7 protein-coding genes and 1 pseudogene are annotated in these 21,613 nt (G+C 69.5%); 7 read left to right on the top strand and 1 reads right to left on the bottom strand.

Annotated elements, in window-relative coordinates; translation table 11 throughout:
* Positions 1-168: 168 nt before the first annotated feature.
* The 5 genes and pseudogenes from ACS5Q7_RS01660 to lexA all read left to right on the top strand — a co-directional run bounded on the left by ACS5Q7_RS01660 (position 169) and on the right by lexA (position 16,226).
* Positions 169-12,843, top strand: a complete 12,675-nt coding sequence (locus tag ACS5Q7_RS01660) for an autotransporter-associated beta strand repeat-containing protein (protein ID WP_478337683.1) — start codon at positions 169-171, stop codon at positions 12,841-12,843.
* Between the two features lie 440 nt (positions 12,844-13,283).
* Positions 13,284-13,973, top strand: coding sequence for an invasion associated locus B family protein (locus ACS5Q7_RS01655; protein ID WP_478337682.1), 690 nt, complete (start codon positions 13,284-13,286; stop codon positions 13,971-13,973).
* Positions 13,974-14,166: 193 nt separating this feature from the next.
* Positions 14,167-14,985, top strand: a complete 819-nt coding sequence (locus ACS5Q7_RS01650; protein ID WP_478337681.1) for a SapC family protein — start codon at positions 14,167-14,169, stop codon at positions 14,983-14,985.
* Positions 14,986-15,080: 95 nt separating this feature from the next.
* Positions 15,081-15,243: pseudogene (locus tag ACS5Q7_RS01645) on the top strand (IS256 family transposase); the annotation flags it as partial.
* 242 nt (positions 15,244-15,485) lie between these two features.
* Complete coding sequence (gene lexA, locus ACS5Q7_RS01640) at positions 15,486-16,226, top strand: transcriptional repressor LexA (protein WP_478337680.1); 741 nt, start codon at positions 15,486-15,488, stop codon at positions 16,224-16,226.
* Here the strand turns inward: lexA and ACS5Q7_RS01635 are convergent.
* Positions 16,220-18,388, bottom strand: a complete 2,169-nt coding sequence (locus ACS5Q7_RS01635; protein WP_478337679.1) for a ComEC/Rec2 family competence protein — start codon at positions 18,386-18,388, stop codon at positions 16,220-16,222. The genes lexA and ACS5Q7_RS01635 overlap by 7 nt on opposite strands.
* Positions 18,389-18,654: 266 nt before the next feature.
* Between ACS5Q7_RS01635 and gltX the strand changes: the two genes are divergently transcribed.
* Together gltX and gltA are read left to right on the top strand one after the other, a co-directional pair.
* On the top strand, positions 18,655-20,082 hold the full coding sequence (gltX, locus tag ACS5Q7_RS01630) for a glutamate--tRNA ligase (RefSeq protein ID WP_478337678.1): 1,428 nt from the start codon (positions 18,655-18,657) through the stop codon (positions 20,080-20,082).
* 185 nt (positions 20,083-20,267) lie between these two features.
* Positions 20,268-21,557 (top strand): citrate synthase, encoded by a 1,290-nt coding sequence (gltA, locus tag ACS5Q7_RS01625; protein ID WP_478337677.1) that lies wholly within the window; start codon positions 20,268-20,270, stop codon positions 21,555-21,557.
* Positions 21,558-21,613 lie beyond the last annotated feature (56 nt).

The following is a 21,613-nucleotide window of genomic DNA, read 5'->3' as shown; positions in this document are numbered from 1 at the left end:
GGACAGAGCGTCACGGATCGTGCTGGGGCGGCGCGCGATGGGACGCTGCGGCGCTACAGCGGCTGGCCTCTGGCGCTTCTGGCTTCCACGGCGTTGGTCGCGGTGCCGGCGGCGATGGCCCCCCTCGGTTTTCCGACCGCGGCTTTCGCCAAGGGCGGTGACGGAAGTATGGGCGATACCTCCCCTCCGAGCGTTGGAAGCCCCGGCGCAGGTGGCACCTACAGCATAACCGGCCCCGGCGGCGCCGGAGGCAACGCCACCGGCAACAACGCGAGCGGCGGCGGCGGCGGCGGTGCCGGCACGATCGGTGGCGCTGGCGGCACCGCCACCAAAGCCGGTGCCGGCGGCACCGGCGGGGTCCACGGTAGCGTGGTGACCTCCGATCCGACGGCCGCCGCCACAGGCAGCGACGGCGGCGAGGGCGGCGGCTACCAGACGAACTCCGTCTACTTGTATGGCGCCGGCGGCGGCGGCGAGGGCGGCTACGGCATCGTCACCAATGGCGCGGGAACGTACACGATCTCGGTAAACGCCACCGGCGGAAAGGGCGGCACCGGCGGCAAAACGGTGAACACGCAGGGCGGCGCCGGCGGTGACGGCGGTGTCGGCCTGCTTGTGGGCACGGCCGGCTCGACCGTGACAGTCAATTCCAACGCGATCATGCAGGGTGGCGCCGGGGGACAGGGCGGCGGGGTCGGGCCCAACGCCGGCGGCGCTCAAGGCAATCCCGGGAAGGGCGGCTACGGCATCGCGGGCGCGAGCTTGACGCTCACGCTCGGGACGGACGCCACCGTCATTGGCGGTCTCAATGGCACCGGCACCACGCGCTCCGACGCGATCCATTTCCTGGGCGGCGCGGTCGCCGACAACACGCTGATCCTGACGAGCATGCCGACGCTCACGGGCGCCATCGGCTTCGAATCGGGTTCTGGCTATACCCTGCGCTTAGCGGGCAGTGGCGGTACCTTCGACCTGTCGAACATGGCTGCCACGAAGACCTTCGCGACGGCAGGGGCTTTCGACATCGACACGACCGGAACCTGGATCCTCACCGGGACCGAGGGAACGACGGCGACGTACAGCACGGCGACCCTAAGCGGCGGCACCCTCCGGCTGGGCGACGCGAGCACCGCCGGTCAGATGAACGGCGGAATCACCATCGGGCACGATTCCACCCTGACCAACGGGGCGGCCGGCGGGCTGGTCCAATCCATCGATTTCGGCAGTGCCACGGGTGCTCAGGCGACCGGCACGCTTCTGGTGAACCAGATCGCGGGCGGGACGGCGCTGACTGTCAATAACACGTTGATGCTCGCGAGCACGCAGCCGAAGGCCGGGCATCTGACCTTCAACCTCGGCGCGCCATCCGCCACGGCCGTGATCTCGGCCGGAACACTGGATACCGATTCAAGCACGAAGACATCCATCGCCATCACCGATGCCGGTAGCCTGGACGAGGGGACTTATCTCCTCATCTCGGCCTCGACGATGGGTCAGAATATCTCATCCTCGACGCTCGACCTCGGCAGCACTCCGGCGGGCCTCACCTATTCTCTCAGCATCGGAACGCATGAGGTGACGCTCGCCGTCACGGACGAGGGCCAGTACTGGAACGGCACCACCACGACCGGCACGGGTCCGATCGCCGGCGGTACCGGAACCTGGAAGCCGCGAAGCTCGAACGATCTGGTCTGGTCGGATGCGACCGGCGCCCCTCACGTCCTCAGGGACGAGACGCAGACGGTGGACTTCGCCGGAACCGCCGGAACCGTCACGATCGACGCGTCGAGCGGTGCGGTGAAAGCCAAGGGCCTGCGGTTCCTCACCTCTGGCTACGAGATCACCGGCAATACCCTGACCCTGGACAACATCAAGAACAATACGCCGAAGATCAAGGTCGTCGGCGTCGGCTCCCAGGCGACCATTTCCTCGGTCATCGCCGGCGTTCAGGGCATGACCAAGCTCGGCGAGGGGACGTTGATCCTCACCGGCACCAACACTTACACCGGCAATACCACGATCTCGGAAGGAACGCTGCAGCTCGGCAACGGCGGGACGACCGGCTCCATCCTGGGCAACATCCAAGTCGACGGCACGCTGGTCTTGAACCGGTCGGACGACTTCACCTACTCCGCCGACACGTCCGGCTCGGGTAGTGTTGTGAAGAAGGGCCAGAACACCGTCACCATCACCTCGAGAGGCTTCCGCGGGCCGCAAGAATTATTGATCTCTGCCGGAACGATACTATTAGATAATGCAAAAATCGGAGATAGCAACTCCCCCTTGATCTACACCAGAATTACCATCAACAATGGGGCAATACTAAGCTTAGACCCCAATAGGACATCAAGTCAATCCGAAGTAACGGGCAATTTATCGATCAAAGGCGGCGGCATATTTAGAGTTTACTCTGGATACAACGGTGTAGCGTTCATGGACGGCGGCACGACGATGACGCCGACGTCCATCATCGAGACCCATCTGGCTGCGCCCAGTTCGACGGGAATGTTCGATCTACACAGCAGTAGTTCAGAGACGTTACAGGGAAAGGTCAATATTGTTGAAGAAGCCGGTTTTTCGACCGGCAGTTACGCTCTGTTTTCTGGAGACATGTACGGTCTCGAGACATCGGGTCTGACCGTCGGAAGAGCGCCGGCCCGCTATGCCTACTCGGTCTCGAAAGGCGGAGGTCCCGGCGGCTGGACCGTCTCCATCATCGTCGCGGCCAAGCAGTGGTGGAACGGCTCGACGACATCCTCAGGCGGGACTGCCGTCGTGGGCAACACCGGCACCTGGGATGCCGCAGCCGGGGCGACCAACTGGACGGACTATACCGGCGGTGCAGCGACGGCTTACGCCCAGAACGTCTACGCGACTTTCGCGGGCGCTGCGGGCACGGTGACGTTGAGTGGATCGACCGATCCGCAAGTCCCCGGGATGGAGTTTTTGACGAGCGGCTACACCATCACCGGAGGTGGGATCACGCTGGCCGGCGTCAATGGAGAATCGATCGCCCGCCTCTTCGTCGAGGACTCCGCCGTCACCGGCGGCGGTACTGCGACCATCGCCTCGGCGCTCAGCGGATCGATGGGGATCGAAAAGGCCGGTCTCGGCACGCTCATTCTCACCGGCGCCAACACCTATACCGGCAATACCGCCGTTTCTGGAGGCACCCTGCAGGTCGGCAACGGCGGGACCAGCGGCGCGATCGGCGGCGATGCCTCCGTCAGCGGCGATCTGGTCTTCGACCGCTCGGATTCGGTGACGTATGCCGGCATCATCTCCGGTAACGGGACCCTGGAGCAGAAGGGCACCGGCACCCTCATCCTGACGGGTGTGAGCACCTTCACCGGCACCACGACCGTCTCTGCCGGCACGTTGCAGATCAGCGGCGGCGGCTCCCTGGCCGGGGCTCTCAACGTCGCGAGCGGCGCCACCTTGACGGGCGATTCCACGGCGGCGACCACCGGTTCCATCGGAGATGCCGTCTCCGTCGCCAGCGGCGCGACCCTCAAGCTCGTGTCCGGCACATCGACCCTCGCCTTCGGCGGGAACCTGACCCTCGCGAGTGGCTCCACCACGGCCCTGACACTGTTGGCCCCCTCCACCACGGCGGCAGCCACCGTGGCGGGCAATCTGACCCTCGCCGGCACCCTCAATCTCACGGCGGGGACGGGCTTCGCCAGCGGCACCTACCGGCTGTTCGACTACACCGGCACCCTCTCCGGCAGCCTGGCCCTGGGCACCACTCCGGCCCACAGCCTCTACGCGATCAGCACCGCCACGAACAACCAAGTGAACCTCTCCGTCGCGATCGGCCAGTGGTGGAACGGCGGCGGCTCGCTCGGCGGCAGCGGCACATGGAGCCCATCGGCCGGCACGACCAACTGGAGCGATGCCGCCGGCGCCAACCCCGCCGCCTGGGGGCAGAGCTCGCTCGCCATCTTCGGCGGCACCGCCGGCACCGTCACGGTAGGCGGCACGACCACCCCGCAGCCGGTCGGAATGGAGTTCGTGACCACGGGCTACACCGTCACCGGCAACGGGATCGAGCTCGCGAGCTTCAACGGCAGCTCGACCACCGCGATCAAGGTCGAGGACAGCGCCGCCACCGGCGGCGGCACCGCCACCATCGCTTCCGTCATCTCCGGCACCCAGGGTCTGAACAAGACCGGCACAGGCACCCTCGTGCTGACCGGCACCGATACCTATTCCGGCGGGACCACCATCTCCGCCGGCACCCTGCAGATCGGATCCGGCGGCACCGCCGGCTCCGTGGCCGGCAACATCGTCGACAATGGCGCCCTGGTGTTCAACCGCTCCGACGCGGTGACGTATGCCGGCGTCATCTCCGGCACCGGGACCCTCGACAAGCAGGGCGCGGGCACGCTGACCCTCACGGGGGTCAACACCTTCACCGGCGGGACGACCGTCACTGCGGGCACCCTGCAGTTGAACAGCGGCGCCGGCCTCGCCGGGGATGTCGACGTCCTGACCGGGGCCACCCTGGCGGGGGATGCCGCCGGTGCCGGCACCGGCAGCGTGGGCGGCAACGTCGCCGTGCACAGTGGCGGCACCCTCGCCGCCGTGTCCGGCGCGAGCGCCGTCAGCATCACCATCGGCGGCAACCTCACCATCGCCTCGGGTGCGACCACGGCCATCACCCTGGAGACGCCCTCGAACGGGAAGGCGGCCTTCGGCGTCGCCGGCAACCTCGGCCTCGACGGGACCGTCAACCTCACGGCGGGCTCGGCCTTCAACAGCGGCACCTACCGGCTGTTCGACTACACCGGCACGCTGTCGGGGGCGGGCCTGACGCTGGGCACGACGCCGTCGCACAGCCTGTTCGCCATCGATACCACGACGAACCATCAGGTGAACCTCGCCGTGGCGGCGGGCCTGTGGTGGAACGGCAGCACGACCGCGTCGGGCGGCACGGCGGTGCAGGGCGGCGCGGGCACATGGGACGGCGGGGGGAGCACGACGAACTGGACGAACGCGGCGGGCTCCAGCGCCAACGGCTGGGGCCAGGGTTCGCTGGGCATCTTCGGCGGCACGGCCGGCACGGTAACGGTGGGTAACACGACAGTCCCGCAGGCGGCGGGGCTCGAGTTCGTGACCACCGGTTACACGCTCAGCGGCGGCGAAGTCGCCTTGTCGAGCTTCCACGGCAGCACGACCACGCGGATCCTGGTGGAGGATACCCAGACCACCGGCGGGGGCACGGCGACCATCGCCTCGGTCCTCTCGGGCGCCCAGATGCTCGAGAAGACCGGCGCCGGGACGCTCGTTCTGACCGGAACCAACACCTATAGCGGCGGCACCAAGGTCACGGCGGGCACGCTGCAGGTCGGCGACGGCGGAACCGCCGGCGTGGTGGTCGGCGATATCACCGACAACGCCGCCCTCGTGTTCAAGCGCTCGGACAGCGTGACCTATGCCGGGGTGATCTCGGGCACCGGCTCGCTGGAGCAGAAGGGCTCCGGCACCCTTATCCTGACCGGCGCCAACACCCATAGCGGCGGCACCACGGTGAGCGCCGGTACCCTGCAGGTCGGAGCGGGCGGCACCATCGGCTCGATCACCGGGGCGATCACCAACAGCGGCGCCGTGATCTTCAACCGCTCGGATGCCGTGACCTATGCCGGCGCCATATCCGGCACGGGAACGCTGGAGCAGAAGGGCTCCGGCACGCTGACGCTGACCGGCACCAACACCTATTCCGGCACCACCACGATCTCGGCGGGTACGCTCCAGATCGGCACCGGCGGAACCAGCGGGACGGTGGGGAGCGGCGCCATCACGAACAATGCCGCCCTGACCTTCGACCGCTCGGATTCAGTGACGTATGCCGGCGTCATCTCCGGTAGCGGGACCCTGGAGCAGAAGGGCACCGGAACGCTGATCCTGACAGGTGCCAGCACCTTCACCGGCACCACGACCGTCTCTGCCGGCACCTTGCAGGTCAGCGGCGGCGGCTCCCTGGCCGGGGCTCTCGACGTCGCGAGCGGCGCCACCCTGACGGGCGATTCCACGGCGGCGACCACTGGCTCCATCGGAGATGCCGTCTCCGTCGCCAGCGGCGCGACCCTCAAGCTCGTGTCCGGCACATCGACCCTCGCCTTCGGCGGGAACCTGACCCTGGCGAGTGGCTCCACCACAGCCCTGACGCTGTTGGCCCCCTCCACCACGGCGGCAGCCACCGTGGCGGGCAATCTGACCCTCGCCGGCACCCTGTCACTCACAACCGGAACAGGGTTCAAAAGCGGCACCTTCCGGGTGTTCGACTACACCGGCACCCTCTCCGGCAGCTTGGCCCTGGGCACCACTCCGGCCCACAGCCTCTACGCGATCAGCACCGCCACGAGCGGCGCAGTGAACCTCGTGGTGGCGGCCGGGCAATGGTGGAACGGGGGCGGCGGATCCGGCAGCGCCATCGGCGGCAGCGGCACATGGAGCCCATCGGCCGGCACGACCAACTGGAGCGATGCCGCCGGCGCCAACGCTTCCGCCTGGGGGCAGAACTCGCTCGCCATCTTCGGCGGCACCGCCGGCACCGTCACGGTGGGCGGCACGACCACCCCGCAGGTGGCCGGAATGGAGTTCGTGACCACGGGCTACACCGTCACCGGCAACGGGATCGAGCTGGCGAGCTTCAACGGCAGTTCGACCACCGCGATCAAGGTCGAGGACAGCGCCGCCACCGGCGGCGGCACCGCCACCATCGCTTCCGTCCTCTCCGGCACCCAGGGTCTGAACAAGACCGGCACCGGCACCCTCGTGCTGACCGGCACCGACACCTATTCCGGCGGGACCACCATCTCCGCCGGCACCCTGCAGATCGGATCCGGCGGCACCGCCGGCTCCGTGGCCGGCAACATCGTCGACAATGGCGCCCTGGTGTTCAACCGCTCCGACGCGGTGACGTATGCCGGCATCATCTCCGGCACCGGCACCCTCGACAAGCCGGGCGCGGGCACGCTGACCCTCACGGGGGTCAACACCTTCACCGGCGGGACGACCGTCACTGCGGGCACCCTGCGGTTGAACAGCGGCGCCGGCCTCGCCGGGGATGTCGACGTCCTGACCGGGGCCACCCTGGCGGGGGATGCCGCCGGTGCCGGCACCAGCAGCGTGGGCGGCAACGTCGCCGTGCACAGTGGCGGCACCCTCGCCGCCGTGTCCGGCGCGAGCGCCGTCAGCATCACCATCGGCGGCAACCTCACCATCGCCTCGGGGGCGACGACGGCCATCACCCTGGAGACGCCCTCGAACGGGAAGGCGGCCTTCGGCGTCGCCGGCAACCTCAGCCTCGACGGGACCGTCAACCTCACGGCGGGCTCGGCCTTCAACAGCGGCACCTACCGGCTGTTCGACTACACCGGCACGCTGTCGGGGGCGGGCCTGACGCTGGGCACGACGCCGACGCACAGCCTGTTCGCCATCGATACCACGACGAACCATCAGGTGAACCTCGCCGTGGCGGCGGGCCTGTGGTGGAACGGCAGCACGACCACGTCGGGCGGCACGGCGGTGCAGGGCGGCGCCGGCACATGGGACGGCGGGGGGAGCACGACGAACTGGACGAACGCGGCGGGCTCCAGCGCCAACGGCTGGGGCCAGGGTTCGCTGGGCATCTTCGGCGGCACGGCCGGCACGGTGACGGTGGGCACCACGACAGTCCCGCAGGCGGCGGGGCTCGAGTTCGTGACCACCGGCTACACGCTCAGCGGCGGCGAACTCGCCCTGTCGAGCTTCCACGGCAACACGACCACGCGGATCCTGGTGGAGGATACCCAGACCACCGGCGGGGGCACGGCGACCATCGCCTCGGTCCTCTCGGGCGCCCAGATGCTCGAGAAAATCGGCGTCGGGACGCTCGTTCTGACCGGAACCAACACCTATAGCGGCGGCACCAAGGTTACGGCGGGCACGCTGCAGGTCGGCGACGGCGGAACCGCCGGCGCGGTGGTCGGCGATATCACCGACAACGCCGCCCTGGTGTTCAAGCGCTCGGACAGCGTGACCTATGCCGGGGTGATCTCGGGCACCGGCTCGCTGGAGCAGAAGGGCTCCGGCACCCTCATCCTGACCGGGGCCAACACCCATAGCGGCGGCACCACGGTGAGCGCCGGCACCCTGCAGATCGGCAACGGGGGCACCATCGGCTCGATCACCGGGGCCATCGCCAACAACGGCACCCTGGCGTTCGACCGGTCCGACAGCGTGACCATGGGCGGGGCCATCACCGGCACCGGCGCCCTGGTCCAGCGCGGAGCGGGCACCCTCGCTCTCACCGGCAGCAACAGCGCCGGGGCGGGCACCACCGTGGCCGCGGGCACCCTCGCCCTGGCCGACGGCGTCCAGTTCTCCAGCGATGTGATCGTGCAGTCCGGGGCGACGCTCGCCGCGACGGGGACCACGTCCGGGGCCAGCATCACGGGTATCGTCACGGTGCAGGGCGGCGGCACCCTCAGCACGTCTCCGACCGCAGGCGGCGCCGGCCTCTCGACGACGAGCCTCGTGCTCGCGCACACCGCGCACCTCGCCGTGACCCTCGGGGCGAATGCCGGGACCGCTGCGGTCAGTACCGGGACCCTGAGCCTCGACGGCGTGCTCGACGTGACCAACGGCGGCAACCTGATGCAGGGTGTCTACCGGATCATCGACTACACCACGCTGGCCTCGGACAACGGGCTGCAACTGGGCACGACCCCGGCCAATTTCACCTATCAGGTGCAGCGTCAGACCGGGCAGGTGAACCTTGCGGTCGCCACCACCGGCACCGGTGGCGGCAACACGGGAGGCGGCACCGGTGGCGGCAACACAGGCGGCGGCAACACAGGCGGCGGCAACACAGGCGGCGGCACCGGTGGCGGCAACACGGGCGGTGGCACCGGGACCGGTGGCGGCAACACGGGCGGCGCGACCCTCTCATTCTGGAACGGCTCCCAGGCCAATCCGAACGGTCTTGTCCAGGGCGGATCCGGCACGTGGCGGAACGACCCGACGCTGACCAACTGGACCAACGCGGCCGCGAACCAAGCTCTGCCTTGGTCCGGAGCCTACGCGGTGTTCACTGCCAGCGCCGGCACCGTAACGGTGGATGCCACCAACGGACCCGTCTCGATCACCGGAGCGCAGTTCGCCACCGACGGCTACCTCGTGACCGGCGGCGGCATCACCCTGGCGGGGGCCTCCGGCCAGACCCAGATCCGCATCGGAGACGGCACGGCGGCGGGCGCTGACATGGTGGCGCGGGTCTACTCGGCCATCGGCGGCCTCGCCGGGCTGGAGAAGGTCGACCTCGGCACATTGATCCTCGGTTCCGGCAATACCTATGCGGGCGGTACGACCATCGCCGCCGGCGTGATCCAGATCGAAGCGGCCAGCGCACTGGGAACCGGGGCGCTAGCCCTGGAGGGCGCTGGCACCCTCCGGGCCAGCACGGGCTTCACCGACGGCCGGGCCATCTCGCTGACCGCGGTCAACGGCCAGGGCGGCGGCGGCATCGCCGTCGATGCCAACCAGACCCTGGTGCTGACCGGCGTCATCGCCGGCAGCGGGGCACTGACCAAGTCGGGCGCCGGGACTTTGTCGCTGAAGGGCGCCAACAGCTTCACCGGGGCGACGACGGTCGCGGCCGGTATCCTGGCGATCGGAGGCGGTGCGTCGCTCTCCGACTCGGCGCGCCTGAGCGTCCTGACCGGGGCGGCCCTGCACCTCACGGATGCCGACGAAACGGTTGGCTCTCTGGGCGGCGGCGGTGACATCGCGCTGAACGGCTACTGCCTCATCACCGGCGGGGACGGCACCAGCAGCACCTTCTCGGGCTCGATCGGCGGCTCTGGCTGCCTGACCAAGACCGGTCCCGGGACCATGAACCTCACCGGTCGCAACACCTACAGCGGTCCGACCACGGTGTCGGACGGTAAGATCCAGGTCAACGACTCAAGCGCCCTCGGCACCGGGCCTCTGGCGTTGCAAGGGGCAGGCACCCTGCGGGCAAGCGGCACCTTCACCGACGGACGGGCGATCACGCTGACGCCGATCAACGGCCAGGGTGGTGGAACCTTCGAGGTCGATGGCGCCCAGACCCTGACCCTGACGGGGCAGATTGCCGGCCTCGGCAACCTTGCCAAGACCGGGGCGGGTACCCTCGTGCTCGGCGGCAGCAACACCTATGCCGGTGACACGGCGGTGAAGGCGGGTACGCTCGCCCTCAATGGCAGTGTCGGTGGCGATATCGCGGTGCACGACAAGGCGACGCTGCTGGGCTCGGGGACGGTCGGCAAGACCGTCAACGTGCTCGATGGCGGCACTCTGGCCGGCGCCCAGGGCAACGGACTGACCATGGGCGGGCTCACCGTCGCGGGCAAGGGCACGCTCGCCGTCACCATCGCCGCGCCGGGCGACAACGGGGTGTTCCAGGTCAACGGCAACGTCGCCCTCGACGGGACATTGGCGGTCAAGTCGGCGGCGCCCCTGGACCTCGGCGTCTACCGGGTCGCGAACTTCACCGGCACCGTGACCGACAACGGCATGAAGGTGACCGGTTTGGCCTCCGACCAGACCGGCGAGGTGCAGTCTGCCCAGGCCCGGAAGATCAACCTGGTGGTGGGCAGTGCGGCCGTCCCGGTGTCGTTCTGGAACGGCAGTTCCACAACGCCCGGCCAGGCGCCGCTGGGCGGAACCGGCACCTGGAGGGCGGATGCCACCGCCAACTGGGCCAACAGCAACGACAACTTCAACGATCGCTGGCCGAGCGCCTTCGCGGTGTTCGAGGGGACCGCGGGCACGGCGACCGTGGACAATTCCATCGGGCAGGTCACAGCGCGGGGTATGCAGTTCGTCGACAACGGCTTCGTGGTCCAGGGAGGCCCGATTGTCCTGACCACCACCAACAACACCCCGGCGACGATCCGCGTCGGCGATGGCACGTCCTCCGGCGTGAACACGGTGGCCACCATCGCCGCGCCGCTGACTGGCAACGTCGGGATCAACAAGACCGACCTCGGCACCCTCGTCCTGACGGGCACCAACACCTACACCGGCGACACCGTCATCAAGGAGGGCACGCTGCAACTCGGTAACGGAGGCACCACCGGCTCGGTGGCCGGGGCCATCGTCGACAACGCCCGCCTCGTCGTCGCCCGCTCGGACACCACCACGTTCCGCGATGAGGTCTCGGGTCACGGACAGGTGGAGTTCCGCGGCGGCAAGGTGCTGTACGGCAGCAGCACGTTCACCGGGGCAGTCACCGCGAAGGGCGCCTTCGTCCGGCTCGACCCGGGCGCGGTGTCGGCTTCGGCCTTCACCCTGGAGAACGGATCGGTGCTGGGCGGCACCGCCACCATCGGCACACTGACCGCCAATGCCGGGGCGACGGTCGCTCCGGGCTACTCGCCGGGCACGATCGGGGTCACCGGCGCGGTGGGCTTCAACGGCGGCTCGACCTACGCGGTGGACGTGACGCCGGACGGGCGGCACGACCTCATCACCGCCACCGGCCCGGTGACGATCTCGTCCCGGGCGCAGGTGGAGGTCCACGCCACGCCGGGCCGCTACGCCCCGCACAGCACCTATGCCATCCTCACCACCACCGCGACGGTGACGGGGCAGTTCGCCGGCGTGACGAGCGACTACGCCTTCCTCAAGCCGACGCTGAGCTACGACGCGCAGAACGTCTATCTCGGCCTGTTCTACAACGGGCGGCGGTTCACCGACTTCGCCCGCACCCGCAACCAGTTCGCCCTGGCGGGCGCGGCGCAGGACCTCGGTCTCGGCAACCGGGTGTTCGACACCCTGCTGAACCTGCCCGAGGGCGAGGTGGCGCGGGCGTTCGACCGGCTGGACGGCGAGGGTCACGCCTCGCTGAACACGGTGATCCAGCAGCAATCGGCCTTCCTGCGGGATGCGGTGGGCTCACGGCTGCGCCAGTCGGGCTCGGGGAACGATGCCCTGGGCCAGGCGGCGCAGGCGGCGGGTCCGGCAACGCAGAGCGTGGACGGCGATCCCGGGCGGACGCTGTGGGCGCAGGCCTATGGCGGGTTCGGACGGCGGCAGGGCGACGGCAACGCCGGGGCGGTCGCGAGCTCGGCTGGCGGGATGCTGGCGGGCCTCGACGTGGCGCTGGGGGATGCGATCCAGGTGGGTGTTCTCGGCGGCCTCGACCGGTCGAGCGCCGACGTGACCTCGCGGGGCACCTCGGCGACCTTCGCCACCTACGATGTCGGCGTGTACGGCAGCGGCCAGTTCGGGGCGCTGGCGGTGCGCGGGGGCTTCGCCCAGAGCTGGCACGACGTGAGCGCCCGGCGCAGCGTGGTGATCCCGGGCTACACCGCCTCGGAGACGGCGCGCTACACGGTGGCGGGCTCGCAGGTCTTCGGCGAGGTGTCGACGGACGTGCGGGTGGGGGCGACGACGCTCCAGCCGTTCGCGGGCCTGTCGTATGTGAGCCTGGACGGACACCGGGTGACCGAGCGCGGCTCGGCGGACGCGGCGCTGTCGGGGACGGTGAGGGCCCAGGGCGTGGCCTACACGAGCGTGGGGGTGCGGGCGGCGACGCAGATCACCCTGGGCGACGTGGTGCTGACGCCGAGCGTGACGCTGGGCTGGCAGCACGCGTTCGGGGATCTGGCGCCGCGGGCGAGCCTCCGGTTTGCCGGTGGGAGCGTGTTCGGGGTGAGCGGCGTGCCGGTGGCGCAGGAGACGGCCCTGGTGGGGGCGGGCCTGTCCTACGACCTGTCCGAGGTGTCGGCGATCCGGGTGAACTACACCGGGCAGCTGGCTCCGAGGGCCACGCAGAGCGCCTTCACCGCGGAGTACTCGCACCGGTTCTGAGGACGTGAGGCCGGCGACGGAAGCTCGTCGCCGGTCTTTCCAGAGCGGTTCCCGGGGAACGCAGTCAGGCCGGGTCTCCCCTATTCGCAAGCGAAGCAGGGCAATGCAGGTATCCGTCCCATTTGGGCGGGGTCCGGTGTCCTGGCGTTCTTCTCTGCACTTGTGAGAGCGGTGATGCTGGCGGCGTGAAAACTGATCGACGAAGTCGAATCCCGGTCCGGATTCAGGGATACGCCAGCAGCTTCGGATTTGAAGTTCGCGTTGCATCTTGAATGGAAGACAATTCAAGATTGTATAGTTTCTCTGAATATCGGGATAAACCTGCGGCGGTATACCGATTTCGACGAAATTTCTGCAGCGGGGGGTTTCCATTACCCAGGCAATTGGGGAAATGCTCTTGTTATGCGGTCGGGCGAACCCTGTGAGGTGTCGATCCTTGGGTGCCGACCCACTGCAGGTCGCGAGCGGTCGCCAGTATTCCAAGGTGGAAGACGTTCGATATGATGGTTTGGACGATGAAGCGCGCAATGCGTGCGACGGCGCGGGGAATGGCTGTCGGGGTGAGCCTTTCAGCCGCGATCGGGGCTGGCCCGTCGCTGGCGGCTCCTGATGCGCCTGCGGCCGCGAAGGCCAATCAGGGCGCCGTTCCGAACCTCGGCGGGACCGGGGAGGCTGGCGATCCGCAGGTGACCACGGCCACCTATCAGGATTGGCTGGTGCGCTGCGTGACCCCGCCCAACGCGGCCAAGATCTGCGAAGCGACCCAGACGATCCAGGTGCAGGGGCAGAACGGTCAACCGGGAGGCCTGATCGCGATCATGGCCATCGGCCGCCTCGCGGCCGATGGCCCTCTCCGCGTGGCCGTCCAATTGCCGGCCGGGGTCTGGCTGCCCGCTGGTGCGAAGGTCCAGGCGGGAGAGAAAGCGAAGGCCGTTCCCCTCGAGTTCAAGCGGTGCGGCTCGGGCTGTTTCGCGGAGGTCGAGGCTGACAAGGATTTCGAGCTCGCCCTGCGGACCGCGACCGGAACCGGCACCCTGAGCTTCGAGGATGGCGCCCGCCGCACCGTGAACGTGCCTTTCTCCTTCCGGGGATTTTCGGCCGCCCTCGACGCAGCCATCAAGCCCCGCTGACGCCAGCGACGACGGGTTCGGCCCCCAGCCCGCTCGTTCCGTTCAGGGCCAGGACGCCCCCGATCCTGAGCCGAGAGGCGGGGGGCTGAAGACCGCGCGCCTCCTCCCGCTGCCGGATTGCGGCTTCTGGAAGCTCTCCATCCAGGTCCGGCGGGATGCTGGACTGACGTCCTTCACATCTGAGAACGAACCGATGGCCAACTCCGCAACCACCAATTCGCCCGCGTCTCAGGTGCCGCCGCTGTTCTACGGCAAGCCGGACGTGGTCCGATTCCCGGAGCATCGTACGCTCGGGGTTCGGCGCGAAGGGCATTTCGGCTTCGCGGCCGAAGCCGTTGCGATTCCCCTCACCGTGGCAGAATTCGCCGCGGCGGGGCGCGTCATGCCGATCGTCTTCGCCCAAGCCGAGGATGCTCTGCCCCTGGCCTTGAGCGGGCTGTCAGCGGGGCGCAACCTGCTCATCGACAAGGCGGGCGTGTGGCGTCCCGGCCTCTACATCCCGGCCTATCTGCGGCGCTATCCGTTCATCGCCGTGCAGGCGGGTGACGGGCCGGCGATGCTCGGCGTCGATACGACCAGTTCGCTGATCGTCCCGGAGGCCGATGGCGAGACGACGGACCGGCTGTTCGACGAGGCCGGCGCGCCGACGCCCCGGGCTCAGGCGGCGATGGCATTGAGCAAGGCCTATGCAGCCGAGTACGAAGCCACCCGCAGTTTCTCGGCCGCCTTGCTGGAACACCGCCTGCTGGTGCCCCGTTCGGCCGAACTGCGGCTGACGACATCCGCCGTCACGGCGACCGGTGAGATCCCCCCGGTGAGTTCCACGCTGACGGGCTTCCAGCTGGTCGATGAAGCGGCGTTCCGCGCCCTTCCGGCCGACGTGGTGGCCGAATTCCACGCTCGCGGTTGGTTGGGGGCGATCGTGCTCCACCTCGCCTCGCAACTCAGCTGGCAGACGCTCCTCGATGCGCAAGCCGAGGAACAGCCCCCGGCGGAGGCCACTGCCGCCTAAGACCAGGCGTCGCGCCGGTGCCGGTCCGGTGCGTGTGTCGTCGCTCCCTGGCGGCGGCGATGCGAACTTGGCGCGGCTTGCGCGGGGTCGAGCTCGTCGTCTCGGCCCCCATCGCCACCGCATTGGCCCAGGACGACGCGGAGGCGGCCCGCCAGCCATGGCGACGGGCGGCCGATCAAACTCCGGCCCGAGATGCCAAGGCTCGCGACCCTGATGGACACGGCCGAGCCCGCCGTGCTGGCCTGCCTGGGCGTCCCGGCCAAAGCCGGTGATCGTGGTGGCTCTCGGCGAGCGACACCACGCTAGTGGACACGACCCGCTCAAGCTCCTGCCGTGACCTATGAGAGCGGCTCGGACGGTCCGATAGCGTTCGGGTGAGCCGGCATCGCCCTACGAACCGACGCAAGGCCAAGCTTGTCTCTTGCGGAACACTTGCGGAACGCTTAACGTGTTCGCGATTTGTTTCCGTGCGACCGCCGCCACTTTGCGAGACCCGAACGATGCTCACGCGCAAGCAGCTGGACCTCCTGCGCTTCATCCAGCAGCGGATGCAGGAATGCGGCGTGCCGCCGTCCTTCGATGAGATGAAGGATGCCCTCGATCTGAAGTCGAAATCCGGCATTCACCGCCTCATCACCGCCCTGGAAGAGCGCGGCTTCCTGCGCCGCCTGCCGAACCGGGCGCGGGCCATCGAGGTGATTCGCCTGCCCGACGCTCTGGGGCGCGGGCCGGAGGCGGCCGAGGCGGCGGCGGCTGCGGCGCCCGAGCCCCGGCGCTTCACCCCGAGCGTCGTCGAGGGCGGGCTCGCCAAGCTGCCGCCGGCCGCGACGCCTCAGCCTCGGGCCTATGAGGAGTTCCGGGGCGTCGCGATCCCGGTCATGGGGCGCATCGCGGCGGGCACGCCCATCGCGGCGATCCAGAGCCAGAGCCACACCGTCACCATGTCGCCGGACTTCCTGGCCGGCGGCGAGCATTACGCTCTTGAGGTGCGCGGCGACTCGATGGTCGATGCCGGCATCCTCGATGGCGACCTCGTCGTCATCCGCAAGCAGGAAACCGCCAATACCGGCGACATCATCGTCGCCCTGATCGACGACGAGGAGGCGACCCTCAAGCGCCTGCGTCGGCGCGGCTCCTCCATCGCCCTCGAAGCGGCGAACCCGGCCTACGAGACCCGCGTCCTCGGCCCCGACCGGGTGCGGATCCAGGGTCGCCTCGTGAGCCTCGTCCGCCGCTACTGATCCGAAGGGGGCTCCGGCTCCCGGCCCGAACGCCATGGCGGCGCACGGCTCGCCGCGTGGGCATAGGTTGGAACCAGGGCGTCGCCGTCCAGCCTCACCGAGACGGCGCCCCCCTCCGCGAGGCGTCGCCGGTCGATGACCAGCGGCGCCGCGCAGTCCGGCGGTGCCCGCAGCGCGGTGACGATGAGGGCGGCGCGGGCGCAATCCTCCGGGAAGGCGCGCCTGTCCTTCACCAGGGCGACGGCCCGGCCATCCGGCAGGCGGGCGGTGCAGCCGAGACGGTCGCAGCGGCCCGGCGGGGGCGCGGCCAGGAGGTCGCCGGCCCGCCGGCCGTCGCCATCGGCCTTCAGCCATTGTTCCAGCACGAAGGCGGGCGGCTTGCCGAGCACCACGAGGCGCCCGTCGGCCCCGCGCAGGGCCGCGCCCGCGCCTTGGCGGTCGATGTAGAGATCCTGCCGGTGCGGCAGGGCCGCGAAGGCCAGGCCCGCCAGGGCCGGCAGCAGGGCGAGGCGGCGCAGGTTCGAGATGGGAAGCGTCGCGATGAGGAGCGCCGCCGCGAGCAGGAGCAGGGCTCCCGTGCCGAAGGCCGGCACCACGAGGACGGAGCGGCCGAACCCGGCGATCCATTCCGAGACGGCGAGCATCCCGGCCACCGCCTGCCCCATCACCCACCAGACCGGCCGGTCGAGGGCGAACGGATAGGTGAGCGTGCCGAGGACGGCGCAGGGCATCACCACCAGGGAAACGAGGGGCAGGGTCAGCGCGTTGCCGAGCACGCCGAAGGGCTGCACCGTCTGGAAATGGTAGGTCGCGAACGGGGCGGTCGCGACCTGGGCGACGAGGGTCGTGGCGAGGGTGCCGACGATGCCTCTGGCGACGAGGCCCAGGGTCCGCCCGAGGCGTCCCGCGCCGGGCGTGAGGAACAGCCGCCCATCGATGAGCCGGGCGCAGGCGACGAGGCCCGCCACTGCGCCGAAGGACATCTGGAAGCTGGGTCCGAGCAGGGCCTCGGGCTCCCGCGCGAGGCCGACGAGGGCGGCGAGGGCGAGATTGCGCATCGAGAGCGCCGGCCGGTCCACGAGGATCGCACCGAGCATGATCAGCGTCATCAGCAGGCTGCGCTCCGCGGCGATGTCCCAGCCGGAGAAGGCGCAATAGGCGGTGGCGCCCGCCATGGCCGCCCCCGCCGCGATCTTCTTGATCGGCCAGAACAGGGCGCAATGGGGCACGAGGGCGAGGACCGCCCGGATCAGCCAGAAGACGACCCCCGCCGCCAGCACCATGTGCAGGCCGGAGATCGAGACGACGTGGTAGATGCCGGCCGCGCGCAGGGCATCGTTGGCTTGCGGACCGATCAGCCCCCGCTTGCCGGTGACGAGCGCGGCGGCGACGGCGCCGGGCTGGCCGCCGAAGCTGCCGGCGATCCGGCGGGTCAGGGCGTTGCGGGCCTCGTCGAGGGCGGCGGCGAAGCGGAGCGAGGGAGGCAGGTCCGGCGTCGGCGCGACCGTGATCGGCCCGACCAGGGAGCCCACCGCGCCGATCCCCTGGAAGTAGGCGTCGCGGGCGAAATCGTAGCCCCCCGGCCGGGCCGCCTCCGGTGGGGGCAGGAGCCGCGCCGTGGCGCTCACGGTGTCGCCCGGCCTGAGCGGCGGCGCCTTGCGGAACGACACCCGCACCCGGCGCGGGCGCGCCTCGGGCGGCAGGGCGCCGAAGCTCTCGACGCGCACGATGAGCCGCGCGCCCTCCTCGCGCTCGTCCAAGCCCTCAATCACCCCGGTGAGCGGCGCGACCATGGTCCGCGTGAGGATCGGCGCGGCCACGCTCTCGACCCGCCATGCGGCAGCGGCGAAGCCGAGGCAGGCGAACCCGAGGGCGAGCGCCAGGGCCATCGCCCCGGGCCGCGCTCCGAGCCGGGCGGCGAGGAGGAGGCAGGCCGCCCCGGCCAGGAGAGGCGCGGGCAGAAAGGGCCGCCCATCGGCGGCGGCGAAGAAGACGAGGATGCCGATGCCGAACGCGACGGCGAGCCAGGGAAACAGCCGCCGCTGCCCGGCCTCGAGGGCGAGGGCGTGCAGGAAGCGCCCGCGCAGGGCGCCGAGCGCAAGGTCGGGGATGCGGAGGCGAGTGGTCGCCCCCGCCGCCATCCCCGCCCCGATCCGCTGCATCCATTCCGCCCGCGACTCGCGCCCACGATGCCGCAGGCGCCCGCCCGTTGCTTAGCGCGCGCGGTGGGCCGGGCGACAGTCTCGGGGTGGGATTGGGGTGATCTCACCCCCAGGCACTTGACCCGGCGGGCGGAGCAATGCCCTGTCGCCGTCAGCGGAACGCGCCGACGCGACGACGGGCAGGGATCGAACTTGCGTCGCCGCGCTTTCCACCGCAATCCGGTCCCGGCCGCCGCCGGCCGCCCCCGCCAGTCCGAAAACCAAAGATGTCGTCTCCCGTCGTCACGCGCTTCGCCCCCTCGCCCACCGGCTTCCTCCATATCGGCGGGGCGCGCACAGCCCTGTTCAACTGGCTCTATGCCCGCCACCACGGCGGGCGGATGCTGCTGCGCATCGAGGATACCGACCGGGAACGCTCCACCAAGGCGGCCATCGACGCGATCCTCGAAGGGCTGAGGTGGCTCGGCCTGGAGTGGGACGGCGACGTCGTGTTCCAGTTCGCCCGCGCCGAGCGCCATCGGCAGGTGGTGGACGGGCTGCTCGCCGCCGGCCGCGCCTATCGCTGCTACGCCTCGCAGGACGAGCTGACCCAGATGCGCGAGCAGGCCCGCGCCGAGGGCAAGCCGCTGCGCTACGATGGGCGCTGGCGCGACCGCGATCCCTCCGAGGCGCCGGAGGGCGTGAAGCCGGTGATCCGCCTGCGGGCTCCGCTGGAGGGCGAGACCGTGGTGGACGATGCGGTGCAGGGCCGCGTCACCTGGGCGAACCGCGACCTCGACGACCTCGTGCTCCTGCGCTCGGACGGAACGCCGACCTACATGCTCGCCGTGGTGGTGGACGACCACGACATGGGCGTCACGCAGATCATCCGCGGCGACGACCACCTCACCAACGCCGCCCGCCAGAGCCAGATCTTCTCGGCGCTGGGCTGGGAGGTGCCGAGGATGGCGCATATCCCGCTGATCCACGGGGCGGACGGGGCGAAGCTCTCGAAGCGCCACGGGGCGCTCGGCGTCGAGGCCTATCGCGACCTCGGCTACCTGCCCTCCGCCCTGCGCAACTATCTGGTCCGGCTCGGCTGGAGCCACGGCGACCAGGAAGTCTTCTCGACGCAGGAGATGATCCAGGCCTTCGATCTCGGCGCGGTCGGCCGCTCGGCCTCGCGGTTCGATTTCGTGAAGCTCGCGAATCTCAACGGCCTCTACATCCGCACCAGCACCGACGCCGACCTCGTGGCGGCGATCGAGGCGATCCTGCCCCAGGTCGGCCCGGAGCGCGGCATCCCCGTGCCCCTGCCCGACGACCTGCGGGACAAGCTCACCCTCGCCATGCCCGGCCTGAAGGAGCGCGCCAAGACGCTGATCGAACTCCTCGACAGCGCCTATTACCTCACCGCCGCCCGGCCGCTGGTGCCCGACGACAAGGCCAAGGCCCTGCTCTCGGACGAGGGCCGCGCCCGCATCGCGGCGGTGCTGCCGGCGCTGGAGGCCCTGCCCGATTGGAGCGCGGCGGCGACCGAGGGTGCGGTGCGCCAGCATGCCGAGGCGACCGGCTGCAAGCTCGGGCAGGTGGCGCAACCTCTGCGTGCGGCGCTCACCGGTCGCACCACATCCCCTCCCCTGTTCGACGTGATGGCCGTGCTGGGCCGGACCGAGTGCCTGGCCCGCCTGGGGGACCAGATTCCGCAGGGCTGAATCGGCCCGGTTTTCGCATTGCGGGCGGCAGGCTTTGTCACCCGGCCCGTTGCCGCTGCACTGCCGTTCGGCTAACCGAGGGTTCTGTGAGCAACCGCAACAAAAGCGGTGCGCTCTCGGGTCCGGGGGCGCCTCGGGGGAGCAGAACCGGTCTCGTCACGTCCCATCAGAAGGGTCCACGTCCCATGAGCGGCACCAGCACCATCACCGTGGACGGAAAGCAGATCGACTTGCCGGTGAAATCCGGCACGATCGGGCCGGATGTCGTCGATATCAGCAAGCTCTACGCGCAGACGGGGGCCTTCACCTTCGATCCGGGCTTCACCTCCACCGCCTCCTGCGAATCGAAGATCACCTACATCGACGGCGACGAGGGCGTGCTGCTCTATCGCGGCTACCCGATCGAGCAATTGGCCGAACAGGGCGATTTCCTCGAGACCTGCTACCTGATGCTGTTCGGCGCCCTGCCGACCGAGGCGCAGAAGGCCGATTTCGATTACCGCGTCACGCGCCACACGATGGTGCACGACCAGATGAACCGGTTCTTCACCGGCTTCCGCCGCGACGCACACCCGATGGCGGTGATGGTCGCCTCGGTCGGTGCCCTCTCGGCCTTCTACCACGACTCGACCGACATCACCGACGAAAACCAGCGGATGATCGCGTCGATCCGCATGATCGCCAAGATGCCGACCCTCGCGGCGATGGCCTACAAGTATTCGATCGGCCAGCCCTTCGTTTATCCCAAGAACGACCTCGATTACACCTCGAACTTCCTGCGTATGTGCTACGCCGTGCCGTGCGAGGAGTATCAGGTCAATCCGATCTTCGCCAAGGCGCTGGACAAGATCTTCATCCTGCACGCCGATCACGAGCAGAACGCCTCGACCTCGACGGTGCGTCTGGCGGGCTCCTCGGGCGCCAACCCCTTCGCCTGCATCGCGGCCGGCATCGCCTGCCTGTGGGGTCCCGCCCATGGCGGCGCCAACGAGGCGGCGCTGAAGATGCTGATGGAGATCGGCAAGCCGGAGAACGTCGGCAAGTACGTCGCCAAGGCCAAGGACAAGAACGATCCGTTCCGCCTGATGGGCTTCGGCCACCGCGTCTACAAGAATTACGACCCGCGCGCCCGCCTGATGCAGAAGGTGACGCACGAGGTCCTGAAGGAACTCGGCCACCAGGACGATCCGCTGCTCGAAGTCGCCATGCAGCTCGAGCAGATCGCCCTCAAGGACGAGTACTTCATCGAGAAGAAGCTCTACCCGAACATCGATTTCTACTCGGGCATCACCCTGAAGGCGATGGGCTTCCCGACCGACATGTTCACGGTGCTGTTCGCCGTGGCGCGCACGGTGGGCTGGATCGCCCAGTGGGCCGAGATGATCGAGGACCCGCAGCAGAAGATCGGCCGTCCGCGCCAGCTCTATGTCGGCCCGGACAAGCGCGACTACGTGCCGATCAACTCGCGCGGCTGAGGCCGGCGTGATCGTCTGACGGAAGGCGGCCTTCGGGCCGCCTTTCTCGTTTCGGA

It is taken from the genome of Methylobacterium sp. Gmos3, from assembly GCF_056430985.1.
The sequence above is the reverse complement of the archived record's forward strand: the minus strand, read 5'-3'. Positions and strand labels throughout refer to the sequence as shown.